The sequence below is a fragment of the Brevibacillus dissolubilis genome (assembly GCF_006170445.1).
GTDB classification, from domain to species: domain Bacteria; phylum Bacillota; class Bacilli; order Brevibacillales; family Brevibacillaceae; genus Brevibacillus_B; species Brevibacillus_B dissolubilis.
Window position 1 is genome coordinate 114,162 of the sequence record NZ_VCNA01000012.1, and the last position, 13,298, is coordinate 127,459.

Sequence of the window (13,298 nt, forward strand, 5' to 3'; positions counted from 1 at the left end):
TGAAATATTGAAGACTTTGTATAAAAACACAGGATGAATCAAAACAGGAGATGAGTAAATGCGTAAAAAAATATTTCTTTCCCTTGTTCTCTTACTTGTCGCAATAGTAAGCATAGCGGCCATGAACAATCCAGTAAAAGATTATAGCTACAAACTACAACTAAATGAAGAAATTACACAAGCTGTCTCCAATTTCACATGGCAAGAGAGCACCAAAAAAGCATTTCAAAAGGCTCAAATTAAGAAAGATAAATCCAGCATGGATCTGAAAATAAACGTAGAACCGATTCCTGACACTCAATCTTTCGCAAAAATGTCGGCACAGGGCCTTATTCAACTATCTGGAGATAACTATCCGTTTACAGCAGAAGGTCTCGTATCTGTATTGCAAAGTAATAGAGGAGAGTACTACCATGGCTCTCTCAATGGTCAAATTAAGAATATTAACGTAAAAAATAACCTGAACAACGAAAATGTTGTCATCGGAATTGATATGTTACCAAATGAAGACAAAATGATTGTGTCTACGAATATTGGTTCCATGGATCAAATGGCCTTGTTGTTTTTTGGTGAGAGTTTTGTAGATCAAGAATTAACAAAACTGATTGAACAGCAATCTAACTCTACCACCATGAACTAAAAGGAGAAAGGATCGTCAGAATGAAAAGGATTGCCTCATTACTAATCAGTTCTTTATTTTTATTATCAATATCCTCTATTGTGTATGCAGATAGTGATTCAATCAAATACTGGTACAAAGGTGCCAACTATACAACAAGCTATTACAACAACGGAAGCCCTGATTCAACAGGTGGGAATAGTGTTGCTGTGTTAACAGCTCATTCCTATACATCCACCAACAGTTCAACGGCGCGCGAGTGGGTTAGGATTTTTGGCAGACTAGATACTATGAAAAGTGAATATCCAGCTTATGAAAACTGGAAAATAACGAAAATGAGAGTTGGCATGTCTGGAAACACTGACACTTGGATTTGGGCTACAACTCCGCAAAAAACCGATTCAGTCATCCCAGACTGGGTATATGACCTGGCTGGTTCTATTCCACAATTTGGATCTTACGCATCCCTTGTCAAGGTTCTCACCAATAACCTTGCGGGAGGCATCACTGTAGATATCCCAAGCCCTCCAACGAATTCGTCGATTACGATTACGAGCTATTCAGGTCTGCCATCGACCGTTTCATTACCCAATGCCATTAAATACAATGAGGCAGACGGTAATACCAGTGGCAAACTTTATGGGTTTGACGGAAGATTTTTATTCGATCAACCGTGGACTGGTTCTTCTATCCCAATCAAGGCGTATGGTAATGTGCAGTACAGCGCATCTATGTTAATCAATAGCCAAACGATTTTCATTTACCCTTATACCGCAGACGTAGTTCACTGGCATACCATCCACAGCTAATAGGAGGTGTCATCTATTATGCCGAACCTCAAACCAAACTGGATCACTCACATCCTGATTCTGACGCTTGGTTTCCTACTGGGTTCCATGACCATCTATCTTACTTCCTACTCCGAAAAACAAGAGAATACCACTCTCTTTGCCGTTTTGGCCAAAAACAATCCGATCCTGCCGCTCAAAGAATACACTGCGATCATGAGCAAATCGGATGGCAGCACAGAAGATCTGGTAAAAGCCTACGCGCATATGGAACGGGCCACCTACTACATGAATGTGTTTTCTTCCACGTCCGGTTATGTGCCGACGAGTGAGTTTGAGACATTTCGAGGAGATTACGACAAGATTGTAAATGTGGAACGGTTCAGAGAGATTATCGATCAGTTCGATGAGACGAAAGGGGTTCAGCCAGAGGAACTTGCTTTTTTGAAGGAACAAGCGGACCGGTTTAACCAATTGCCTACTCCTTCTATGGAGGTTCAGTCTTTTGAGGAGTATTTTTATTCCGTTCGTAATGCGTTTGAAACAATTAAATAAGTGGTAGTCGTAATCGTAATGGAAATATAAAAGCCGTATCTTGTTTACACAGGATGCGGTTTTTTGGTATGCGCGTTTTTAAAACAAACAGCAAACGATAATCAGCATGCACGTTTCAAGTGATGGATGAAGAGCATAAATAAAAGAGAGCAGTGGTAAGTTTAAAAGAGAAAAACCGCAAGATTACCAATCGAATGTGGATCATCTCACTGGACGGAACGGGTTGGGGAACTCATCCGTAATTTTGGCGAATGGCTTGCCTAGAGACCCGGTTCAGGAGGGAACTTACGGCGAGAGGAGGTCACGATAATCGTACCGGTGATTTATATCAAGGAACTCGCTGATTACGGTAGACGCTTACATTTAGCGTAATCAAACAGTCAAGATGCGCAATTAATCGTCAACTATACGTTTTCTCATTGTCAATCATCGTCTAAAATAAGTGCTAATTGCCTGCGCTCTAGCAGCATTGTTTGCAAACTAACTAAAGCCACCGACGGAACTGTCCGTCAGTGGCTTCAATTATCTTGTGTTACATAGGATACTTTTTATCCTACTTAACCGAATAGTAATAATAGGACGAACTACCATCTTCCTCTATCATTTTGACCGTAACATATCCAGGTTTTTGGAATTGAAACGTTAGCTTACGATCAATAAAACTCACATTCCCAACTAGGCTTGCGCCTTGTGTAAATGTGAAGCCTTCACCAAAGAGTACTTCCCAATTGCCCACGTATTTGACTACAGTAGCATCCGGTGTTGCTACGTTAGTAGATTTAACTGATTCTTGTGCGAATGTAGGGGTAGTACCAATGCTCAGAACAAATGCCAAAGCCAAAGCTCCTGTCGTAAGTTTCTTCCACATAGTGATTCCTCCTCATAATTTGGTATTCAAAATACAATTATTATATTACCAAATTTATGATTAAATGTAAATATTAGGAAACTGTTTTTTTACCGTAGAGTCCTCAAATTAACTATACAAATATTTTGGATAAAATATACAATACTACACTTTATTTGATAGAAAAACCACTTTTGAAAGTATTTTAAATTATCGTTTATAATTTATTTCCGATATGTGCGTAACGATTGGAGGGCGGTCGGCTGTTCTAGATTAAATTTGTATTCTCTTAAGAAATTGATGTGTTCCCAGCTAAGAGTAGCTATATTGAAGAAACTCTTCGTGTATAGACCAGGTTCTCTTGTATGCTCGACTGCTTTGCTCAAATACATCGTATTTCACACGATAATAGCGTTTATCAAGATGTTTAACGCACTGCACGTTGGAGCTGATCCTACAACTTACACTCCCATTAATGAGAAAGGGATTCTTTAAAATTACAAGCACGAGAGTGAATTTCCTTGGGGATAATTCTGGTTGGGTTAAATATTGGTATTTTGGGGAATGGCGTAAACTTTGCCTTAAGCTATATTCCTGCAGATGCAATTGCTATGGGGGCTCTAAGAGGATCGATACAGAAATAGAACAAACAAGAAAAACAAACAAGAAAAACAAACAAGCAAGCCGACCCTCATAAAAAGGATCGGCCTACTCTCGCTTACCTAGTGGAGGTTTCGACTCATTTCGTTCTTAGCCCAATCTAACCTTATCCTGCAGCCCCGGACGTCCAATCGAAAAGATCGCCAGCTCCTCATCCCGCTCCCCTGTCACCGCCATCTGCCCGAGCTTCTGCCCAAGCACACTGGCAAACTTAAACCCATGCCCGGCCAGACCCGCTGCCACCATCACATGACGATGCTCAGGATGGAAGTCCACGATGAAATCCTCATCAGCGGTCATCGTATACTGGCAAGTACCGCCTTTGATCAATTGAGAAGCAGGCACCCGCATATGTGCCGCCATGAACTGCCCGATCTCACCCATATCTTCCGGATAGGAACCGAACGGCGGGAGCGGAGCGGTGATATCGAACTCTTGACCGGCATCGTGACGGCCTACTTTGAGGCCCATGCCGTTGACGCTTGGGAGTGAGTAGTATTGTTCAGCACCGAGGTCGAAGAAAAAGGCAGGGAAGTGATGGACATCGTACAGGGCTTCGTCGGCTGCGAACAGAGCGACGGTTTTGCGGATGTGCTGGAAGCGGATACCCGCGTCACGCACAAGCTTTTCGGTCCAGCCGCCCGCACAGACGATGACCTTGTCAGCGGTATAGGTGGCTTCATCGGTCGTAACCGTTACCCCGTCAGAGTGGATCTGGATGTCCCGCACAGGTGTGTTCCCCTGCAGGACAGCCCCCTGCGTAATAGCCAGATCGCGATAGGCCCGGATGATATCATCGCACATCAGCGTCCCAGAGCGCAGCTCCAGCACCCCGATATAGCCTTCAGGTACTTGCAGGCCAGGCCAGCGATGGTTGATCTCATCTGCTGTCAGCACCTCGATGGGGATGTCAAAAGCATTCGCGGTCTGAATCACTCCAGCCAACCGTGAAGAGTCTGCACGCGCTATATCCAATAACCCACTCGGATAGAAGAGTTGGGTCTCTACTCTAGCATCTAGTTGTAGGTACAACTTGTTGGCTTGAAGGGAGAGAGGGATATAGGGCTGCTTGCGTACGTCTTCCATTGTACTTTTGCAATCACCGTACGCGTGGCGGATGATACGGGTATTGCCGTGATGGCTGCCGTTTTCATGCGGGGGATCATACGAATCTATCAATAGGGTAGAGACACCCTGCTCGGAGAGATAATAACCTGCCGCCATACCGACTGAGCCTGCACCAATGACAATCACTTCGAAATGTTGATTCATCCGAAAAGTTCCTCCTCAGTGAAGCTTTTATATGAAAAAGAACACGCATCATTCGCTTACGCAACAATGCGTGTTCTTATTTCAACCTCATCAAGACTTGGCAACAGCTTTTGCTTTGACAAACACAAGCAGTAACACCAGACTGACTACGGAAACGGTCAGGGTAAACGAAAAGGCGTACGTAAAGCTTAAGCCGCTTGCTGCAAAGAGGGTGATTAGCTTACCGGTTACCGCCGGGCTGATCGTGGAGCCGAGAGAGCGGAACAAGCTCAGATAACCGACAGCTGCTCCAGCTTCTCTGATGTCAATGACTTGCAGCAGCAGGATGTTAAGCGGCGCCCCGATGACGATCCCGATCCCAAAGCCCAATACGATAGTCACCGCGTAGTAGAGTGCGAGATTTTCGATTCCGGTAGCCAGCCCAACAGTTGCCAGTGCGGTTAGGGCAAAGCCCGCAAGCAATACTTTTTTCGCTCCGATCTTATCGACCAGCATTCCGCCATACAGGGAGGCTGCCATGGAGGCAATCGCGAGTGGAGCGATACTCAGCCCGGCGTTCCCTTTGGCAAACCCGAGATGGGATTCGGCAAACAGCGGGATGATGTTGATCACGGTCATGACCAGACCAGACAAGAGGGAACCGATCAGAAGAATCAGGATCGGGAGCTTGGTGACATAGTTCATGTTCATCACCGGGTCAGCCTGCTTGCGCTCATAGAAGAACAAGACAGGTGCGATGACGACGCCGACGAGGAAGAACAAGGAACTGCCCAGCGTAATCCCCAGCATGATGGAGACGATCATCAGAGCCAGCAGCATAATCCCGACGTAGTCAATTGGCTTTTTCATGGTCTGCTGCTCGGATTTGAACTGCGACATCATCAGAAGAATGATAGCACACAGCGGAATGTTGATTAGGAACACCCATTGCCAATCCGCATAAGCGATGATCATACCGCCGATCGTCGGTCCGAGGATGGAACCAAGACCAAAGGCGACCCCGATCATTCCCATCGTTTTCCCCCGTTGCTCCGGTGGATAGGTGACAGCGATGTGGGAAGCGGTAATCGGGAAGATACCCCCTGCCCCTATTGCCTGAACCGCACGGCCAAGCAAAAAGACAGTAAAGTTAGGAGCCAGCGCACAGATCAGGGAACCCACCGCAAAAGAGGTAATCCCAAACATAAAGGTCTGTTTCCGGCCAAATCGGTCAGACAATTTCCCCAAGACAGGGATACTTACGGCAAAAACCAGGGTATAGACGGAGAAGCTCCAGCTCCCCCAAGCAGGTACCATCTCATAGGAAGCCAGGATCGAGCTGAGTGCAGGACCGATGACGCTATGGTCTAGGGCGCCCAGGAAAATCCCCATCAAAAACGTGAATAAGGTCATCCCCTGCGATAAACCCGACTTCACTTGAGGACGGGTTAGGGTCGCTTGGTTCTGGATGTTTTGCATCAATGGTCACCCTCCTTTTTCGTAGATTAGATAGGACCGGTTACTTCACCAATTAACGGGAAGCAGGTGAGGACAGGCTTTGGTCTTGGGCCTTGGTGACAGCAGCGAGACCGAACAGACCTCCGATGATCATCACGTTTTGCAGGAAGCTGAGGAACTCACTTGCCATCATCTCAGGCGGCAGTGCCCAGAAGTTGTGCATGATGAAGTTGACCGGGATCATGAACAGGGCAAGTGCGACAGCGACCACACGGAGTTTGATGTTGAACATGATCGCCAGACCGCCACCCAGCTCAGCGATGATCGCAACCACCAATGCGATTGGAACCATCGGTACACCCTTCATGCCCATCCAGCCAGCAGTCATGCCCCAGTTGAGGATTTTGTAAAGCCCCATAAAAGCAAAGACTGCACCGATCAGGATGCGACCCAATAACAGAAACTTGGCATTCACTTGCATATTCATAAAAAAGCCCCCTTCAAGATAAATGAATGTGATTTGTGTTAATGATATGGGGTCGCTCTTGTTAAATGGTACCACTAAAATAGAGGTTTTTTCGATCAAAAATAAGGGGTCATTTTACTACCTGGAAAAAACCGAAAAACAAATTGACTGTATAGGGTAGAGGGGTATAGTATTATATATACAATAGCAAAGATCGCTTTATGCTTCTGGTTACGAGTGATCCGGCTGCGAGCAGGGAGTGAAAGCCTATGAAAGTCACCGTCCTGGTGGACAATAACACATTTATCGACCGTTATTTTTACGGGGAGCCGGGTCTGTCCTTTTATATTGAAGCGGATGGGACGAATATTTTGTTTGACCTCGGATACTCGGACATCTTTATCCGTAATGCGGAGAAAATGGGGATCAATCTGCGTGAGGTCGATATCATCACCTTTTCGCACGGGCACATGGACCATACGTGGGGTCTTGATCCGATCATCCGGTTGTTCACTGAGGCGAAGCTGGAGAAGCGTTTTTGCAAAGCTCCGACGATCATCGCCCATCCCCGAGTGCTGAAGACTAAGCTGTATGAAGAAGGGGAGATTGGCAGCATGATTTCCGTCTCCAAGCTGCAGCGCCACTTCGGCCTGCGTTTTTCCAAAGAGCCGGTCTGGATTACGGAGAACCTCGTATTCTTGGGCCAGATCGACCGGGTATTCGACTTCGAGGACCAGCCGCCGATCGGTGAGGTCGTGCTGGATCAGGAGGGCAATACCGAGGACGATTATCTGCTTGATGACACCGCGCTTGTGTATAAGACACCAGACGGGCTTGTCATCATGGCTGGCTGCGCCCACTCCGGCATCTGCAATATCATTGAACAGGCCAAACGCATCTGCGGCGATGACCGGGTGCTTGACGTGATCGGTGGATTTCATCTGCTCGAACCATCCGCACATCAGCTGCAAGGCACGGTTGAGTACTTCCGCAAGCTAGGCCCTCAGGCGATCCATGCCTGTCACTGCACAGACTTCGCCTCCAAGATAGCACTCGCCCAAGTGGTCAACGTGCAGGAAGTGGGAGTCGGACTGTCGCTTACGTTTTGAACTGAATCATCAAGTTGTGGTCAAAGGAGGTCTGCCAAGATGAAGAATAACCTGACAGCCAGATTGAACCGCATCGAAGGGCAAGTAAGAGGAGTCAAAGGCATGATTGAAAAGGAGCAGTATTGCGACGATGTCCTCAACCAGATCGCGTCCATCCAATCCGCACTCCATTCCGTAGGGCGTCTTCTGCTGGAGCAGCATCTGAAAAGCTGTGTACTTGGACGTATCGAAGGGGGAGACAAAGCAGTCATCGATGAGCTCCTCGTCACCCTCGGAAAACTGACCCGTTAAAAAAACTTGTTCAAACGGGTTGACAATATAGGGTAGAGGGGTATAGTATATAGACATAAGGCAAGCACAATGAATCAACCAACACATTCAATCTTAATAGATGATAAGGAGAGATGTTCAATGACACAGAAGGTACTGAAAGTAGAAGGCATGTCTTGCGGTCACTGCGTAGCAACCATTGAAGGTTCCCTTGCAAAAGAACTCGGCGTCACTTCCAAAGTCAATCTCGCTAACAAAGAAGTAACGGTTGAATATGATGAAGCCCGCACTTCGATCGAATCCATCAAGACGCTGATCGAAAACCAAGGCTACGATTTGATGTAATCTCAACTCTTGGTTTTACCACCCTTTGCTATAAACCCCTTTCTAAAACGAATATTCTCTATAGATGGAGAAACCCCTGGACATCTTAACTGGATGCTCAGGGGATTTTTTTCTGCTGTTTCATTTTGGTTAAACAGTTCGTTGTCTTTTTATTTATTTCTAAAACTAAAATGTATACTTTTTCCTATTTATTTAATCAAAGGGCATCGGATTGTGGCATTGCCCGGATGTTTTTCTATCTTTTAATCGATAGACATCCGAGTAAGAGAACCTCTGAATTGAATCTAAAAGACTATTTAAAATAATGAACGAATGCTAGATAATGGTAAATGTGTTATGGAGTTTAGTTGATCTAAATCTATTATGATGGAGGTAGCAATTATGAGGCATTTTAAAATGATTACATCGTTTGTTCTCGCCGTTCTTATGTTCGGGATGTCTGGTTTGTCGGTAGATGCGGCAACTCCTGCAAGAACGGTAAGCGCTTCGGCAACACTGGCTTACAACCTCTTGGGACTTAAACACAACGTGGCTGTTCAAAAAGCTTACATCGCTTCAACGTATGTGTACGTAACGCAACGCTCTGGAGGAACATGCTATCTTTCAAGACTTCTCATCAACGGAAATAATGCTACATATGTGGATGAAATGACCGTAACCAATACCGGCCATTGCCAAACATTGGATATGTACACGTACAACGGTATTAACTACTTCTATTTCAGTTCCAAAGCAGATCCTTCCACAACCTACTACTGGTCCCTCCAGGTAGCAAGACTGCAATACACGCCTGGCGCGACATACGATTATACCGATCTTCATCGGATCACCTATATGAATTACGCTAATAAAAGCGGTGCGAGTTTAGGGACGACATACCGTGTTGATGGCGGTGGTAACAGTACCCATACACTTTTCCGCGTACAAACGGATGGTTCAACTGGACCTGTAACTTGGGCGATTTATGACACGGTTGCATTGAACAAGCTTCTTGACAGTAATGAACAGGTACAATTGAATACTGCTGCTGCGCAAAGTGCTTACGTGACTGGCTTTACACAGACCGGCACTGGTATTGTCAGACCGAACGGATCTTTCCAAGGTCTTGATATGCTCGGCAGTACGGAAATCTATACTTCCGGCGGTGCAGAAGGTGAAACACCGCAGATCGCTATGATGTCCAACACAGGTGCATACAAAACCCTCGTGAAAATTACGAATGTGGGAACACATGAAATTGAGGGAGTACAAACCAAAGACGGTAACGTTTACTTTACGATCGTTACAGACCCGGTAAATAAGCAAAATACGCAAAAAATCTATTACGTTCCAGATAGCCTGTTTTACTAATCGCCATACGAGTCAGTTACACAGAAGAACCCCAGCGACGACTGGGGTTCTTTTCGTATTTATTTTGAATCAGTGCATCATCAACCGCGTCGGATGATATACGAATGCGTCGGCCTGCCCACACCGCCATAGCGGATCTCCCGCTGCACTTTGCCCAGACTCTCCAGATACTCCAGATACCTGCGAGCGGTCACGCGGGCGATCCCGACGCCTTCTGCAACGGCTTCGGCGGTCAGGGCTGTACTTGATTCGGTCATCAGGTTCATCACTTGGGACAGGGTCTGTTCGTTGAGTCCTTTGGGGATGTCCAGTGGTGCGGCGGCTACCGGTTTGGCGGTGACGGGCTGTGGAGAATTGGCATGGTTCAACAGACCGTCTAGCTGGTCTTGGGTCAGCTCGCCTTCCGGTTGCAGCTGCTCGCGGTATTGGGCGTAGTTTTCCAATGCTTGTTGAATCCGTTCGAATTTAAAAGGCTTGATGATATAATCGCGTGCCCCATACCGAAGCATGTGCTGGATGGTGGCGGTGTCCTTGGCGGCGGTGATGACGATGACATCTACCTGTTCGTTGGCGGTGCGGAGCTGCTGCAGGGTCTCCATGCCATTCTGGGCGGGCATATAGATGTCCATGACGACGAGGTCGGGCTGGAGCTCTTGGACAAGCTTGACGCCCTCGACGCCGTTGCCAGCGATTCCGATCACTTCAAAGCCCGTTACTTTTTCGATAAACATGCGGTTCACTTCCTGAACCATGGGGTCGTCTTCGATCAGGACGACACGGTGTCTGGTTGTATTTGTGCTCATCAGGATTCACCTTCTTTCCATGGGAAATGTGACGATAAAGCTGGTGCCGATGCCGGGCTCTGACTCCCAGTGCAGGTCGCCGTGGCCTTTTTCGACGATCTGGTGGACGAGGTGCAGGCCGAAGCCGCGGTTGGCCGAGCCTTTGGTGGAGAAGCCTTTTTGCAGGATGCGGGTCTGGACTTCTTCGGTCATGCCGCTGCCGTTGTCCTCCACCATGATGGAGAGGGTCGTCTCGTCCTGCTCGATGCTGACGTAGACCTGCTTGTTTTCCTGCTTGGGATCAGTGAACGAGTCAAACGCATTCTCGAACAGATTGCCTAAGATCAGCACAAAATCATGCTGGTCCAATAACCGTGGGAACTGCTTCCACCTGGAGCGGCGGTCGATATGTACCTCGATGCCAAGCTCTTTGCCACGGGTCACTTTGCTCAGCAGAAGACCGGCGATGCTTTCGTGCTGAATCCGGCTTTTGAGAAACGATGTAAGCTCCTCCTGCTGCTCGGTGATCTGGAACAGGTAGTCGAGGGCTTGTTCCTTATGGTCGAGCTGGAGCAGTCCGGCGATGGTGTGGAGCTTGTTGAGATGCTCGTGGTTCTGGACACGCAGGGCCTCGACGAAGGCTTTGACACCTGTCAGCTCTTCTGCCATGCGTGCTACCTCTGTGCGGTCTTGGAAGATGGCGACGGCACCGACGATCTTTTCCCCGACCTTGATCGGGATGCGGTTGGACCAGATCAGGGCGCGTCCGACATGCAGCTCGCGGTTGTAGATCGGCTGCTTGGAATAGAGGATCTCCGGCAGCCGGGTATCGGGGAGGACTTCGCGGATGGGCTTGCCCAGCACCTCGTCTTGGATGCCGAAGATGCGCTTGGCGGTGTCATTGAATATCGTGATGCGCTCCAGATTATCGACAGCGATGACACCCTCATGCATTGCGTGAAAAGCAGCCGTCCGCTCCTGCAGGATACGGGCAATCTCGTGCGGCTCCAGATCGAACATCTGCTTTTTCATATGAGCGGCCAGCATACCTGAGCCTAGAATCCCGAACAGAAGCGAGAGGAAGAGTGTGATAAAAATCTTTTCACGCTGAGCGAACACGATCTCATCGATTCCCGGCAGGATATGACCCACCAGCACAACTCCGACCTGCTGATGCTCCGCACTCATGATCGGGACGTATGCGCGCAGGGCTGTCCCCATCTCGCCCTTCACTTTGGTCACATAGGAATGCTCGGCAAAAGCAGGCTCGGCATCCCGCCCGAGAAAGCTCTGGCCGATGCGACCGGGCAGGGGATCGGAGAGTCGGGTGCGGTTCATGTCCATGACGATGATATAGGTGACATCATTGATGATGCGGATACGTCGAGTGATTGGCTCGATGGTTTGGGAGCTGCCCGGGGCTTGGACATTGTCACGGATCAGGGGGATTTCGGCTACGGTGCGCGCCGTTATCAAGAGGCGCTGGCTCAGCTCATCCTCGGTGATCTTGATAAAACCTCCGATGATGATAATCCCGCCGATCAGCATCGAAAACAGCACGATGCCAAACGAAAGCAGGGTAATCTTCCAGTGAATTTTGATATGTTTCAAGAGAAGAGTCTCCTTTTGTGCGTTGTACGGTTCTCTTGTATTGTGGAATAATACAGGTAAATAATCAATGGAGCGGTGGGTGGATACGCTGTGAAATCATTTGTAAGCATTGGAATGTTCGTCGTCGTGGGCCTGCTCGCAGCTTATTTCATCGGATTTCGCCCTGACCTGGCAACGGATCAGGTGGGGTACGACGAGATTCAGGAGGGCATGAACCAGCGGATTATCCTCAAATTCAGCCACGTCGTCGCGGAAAATACGCCAAAGGGACGGGCTGCCGAACGATTCGCCCAGCTGGTCAAGGAAAAAACCAACGGGCGGGTCGAGGTGCAGGTCTACCCCAACGGCATTCTTTATAACGAAGAAAATGAGATGGATGCGCTCATCGAAGGAGACGTCCAGATGATTGCTCCGGCTTACTCCAATATCTCCACGATGATTCCGGCGTGGTCGGCGATGGATCTGCCGTATGCCTTCCCCAACCAGCAGGCAGTGGAGGAGGCCTTTGACGGAGAAGTGGGCCAGATTCTGTTCGAGACACTGGAGCGGCGGAAGATGAAGGGGCTTGCCTTCTGGAGCAACGGATTCAAGCAGATGACCAACAACCGCAATCCACTGAAGGAGCCAAAGGATTTTGCAGGGCTGCGGTTCCGGGTGCTGCCGAGCCGACTGTTAGAATCGCAGTTTGCCCAGCTGGGTGCGACCACGGTGGAGATGCCGTTCAACGAGGTCTATCGTAATCTCGAAGCAGGACTGGTCGACGGACAGGAGAACACCCTCTCCAACATCACCACCAAGCGGCTGTATCAGGTGCAGCGCTATATGACCTTGTCTGATCACGGCTATCTGGGCTATGCGGTCATCGTCAACCCTGCCTTCTGGGCGGAGCTTCCGCCTGATCTGCGAGACTCTGTCAGCGAAGCGATGACAGAAACCACCGAATGGATCAATCGAGAGGCCGTGCTGATGAACCAGCAGCAATTGATCGAGCTGCGCAAATCCGGGATTCGCATCTACGAGCTGACCCCGCAGGAGAAGCAGCGCTGGATGAAGAGCTTTGAGCCCGTGTATGAGCAATATGGAGGGCAGATTGGAGCAGAGCTGATCGGCAACATCAGAAAGCTTCAGAATAAGTACACGCCGTGACCAAAATGACCAAAATTCAAGACCAAAACAACCAATATGAA

General features: G+C 48.2%; 13 protein-coding genes and 1 pseudogene. 8 read left to right on the forward strand and 6 right to left on the reverse strand.

Annotated features, from left to right (window positions below):
• Nucleotides 1–58 precede the first annotated feature (58 nt).
• Genes FGI41_RS20020 through FGI41_RS20030 form a run of 3 tightly spaced genes read left to right on the forward strand, consistent with a single transcriptional unit; the run spans nt 59 to nt 1,962 of the window.
• Nucleotides 59–640 (forward strand): hypothetical protein, encoded by a 582-nt coding sequence (locus FGI41_RS20020; protein ID WP_139492088.1) that lies wholly within the window; start codon nt 59–61, stop codon nt 638–640.
• A 20-nt stretch (nt 641–660) separates the two neighbouring features.
• Nucleotides 661–1,428, forward strand: a complete 768-nt coding sequence (locus tag FGI41_RS20025; protein ID WP_139492089.1) for a hypothetical protein — start codon at nt 661–663, stop codon at nt 1,426–1,428.
• A gap of 18 nt (nt 1,429–1,446) precedes the next feature.
• The gene (locus FGI41_RS20030; RefSeq protein ID WP_139492090.1) at nt 1,447–1,962 is read left to right on the forward strand and encodes a hypothetical protein; all 516 of its coding nucleotides are present in this window, start codon (nt 1,447–1,449) and stop codon (nt 1,960–1,962) included.
• A 553-nt stretch (nt 1,963–2,515) separates the two neighbouring features.
• Here the strand turns inward: FGI41_RS20030 and FGI41_RS20035 are convergent.
• The 4 genes from FGI41_RS20035 to FGI41_RS20050 form a co-directional block, all read right to left on the reverse strand.
• Complete coding sequence (locus FGI41_RS20035) at nt 2,516–2,830, reverse strand: hypothetical protein (protein WP_139492091.1); 315 nt, start codon at nt 2,828–2,830, stop codon at nt 2,516–2,518.
• Nucleotides 2,831–3,559: 729 nt separating this feature from the next.
• Nucleotides 3,560–4,741, reverse strand: a complete 1,182-nt coding sequence (gene solA, locus FGI41_RS20040) for an N-methyl-L-tryptophan oxidase (RefSeq protein ID WP_139492092.1) — start codon at nt 4,739–4,741, stop codon at nt 3,560–3,562.
• Between the two features lie 90 nt (nt 4,742–4,831).
• Nucleotides 4,832–6,199 (reverse strand): MFS transporter, encoded by a 1,368-nt coding sequence (locus tag FGI41_RS20045; protein ID WP_139492093.1) that lies wholly within the window; start codon nt 6,197–6,199, stop codon nt 4,832–4,834.
• Nucleotides 6,200–6,251: 52 nt separating this feature from the next.
• Nucleotides 6,252–6,665 (reverse strand): DoxX family protein, encoded by a 414-nt coding sequence (locus FGI41_RS20050; RefSeq protein ID WP_139492094.1) that lies wholly within the window; start codon nt 6,663–6,665, stop codon nt 6,252–6,254.
• Nucleotides 6,666–6,913: 248 nt separating this feature from the next.
• On the opposite strand from FGI41_RS20050, the gene FGI41_RS20055 reads away from it, so the two are divergent.
• The 4 genes and pseudogenes from FGI41_RS20055 (at nt 6,914) to FGI41_RS20070 (ending at nt 9,718) form a co-directional block, all read left to right on the forward strand.
• Nucleotides 6,914–7,753: an MBL fold metallo-hydrolase gene (locus FGI41_RS20055; protein WP_139492095.1), complete on the forward strand. Its 840-nt coding sequence runs from the start codon at nt 6,914–6,916 to the stop codon at nt 7,751–7,753.
• 30 nt (nt 7,754–7,783) lie between these two features.
• A pseudogene (locus tag FGI41_RS20060) lies at nt 7,784–8,044 on the forward strand (metal-sensitive transcriptional regulator); the annotation flags it as partial.
• A gap of 120 nt (nt 8,045–8,164) precedes the next feature.
• Nucleotides 8,165–8,368, forward strand: coding sequence for a cation transporter (locus tag FGI41_RS20065; protein ID WP_139492097.1), 204 nt, complete (start codon nt 8,165–8,167; stop codon nt 8,366–8,368).
• Nucleotides 8,369–8,749: 381 nt separating this feature from the next.
• Nucleotides 8,750–9,718, forward strand: coding sequence for a helveticin J family class III bacteriocin (locus tag FGI41_RS20070; protein WP_255298555.1), 969 nt, complete (start codon nt 8,750–8,752; stop codon nt 9,716–9,718).
• A gap of 80 nt (nt 9,719–9,798) precedes the next feature.
• Here FGI41_RS20070 and FGI41_RS20075 read toward each other — a convergent pair whose 3' ends face one another.
• Both FGI41_RS20075 and FGI41_RS20080 read right to left on the reverse strand, forming a co-directional pair.
• Nucleotides 9,799–10,521: a response regulator gene (locus FGI41_RS20075; RefSeq protein ID WP_139492099.1), complete on the reverse strand. Its 723-nt coding sequence runs from the start codon at nt 10,519–10,521 to the stop codon at nt 9,799–9,801.
• Nucleotides 10,522–10,527: 6 nt separating this feature from the next.
• Nucleotides 10,528–12,111, reverse strand: coding sequence for an ATP-binding protein (locus tag FGI41_RS20080; protein WP_438358041.1), 1,584 nt, complete (start codon nt 12,109–12,111; stop codon nt 10,528–10,530).
• A 90-nt stretch (nt 12,112–12,201) separates the two neighbouring features.
• On the opposite strand from FGI41_RS20080, the gene FGI41_RS20085 reads away from it, so the two are divergent.
• A complete protein-coding gene (locus FGI41_RS20085) occupies nt 12,202–13,257 on the forward strand; it encodes a TRAP transporter substrate-binding protein (protein WP_139492100.1) in 1,056 nt (351 codons plus the stop codon).
• The last annotated feature ends 41 nt before the right edge of the window (nt 13,258–13,298 follow it).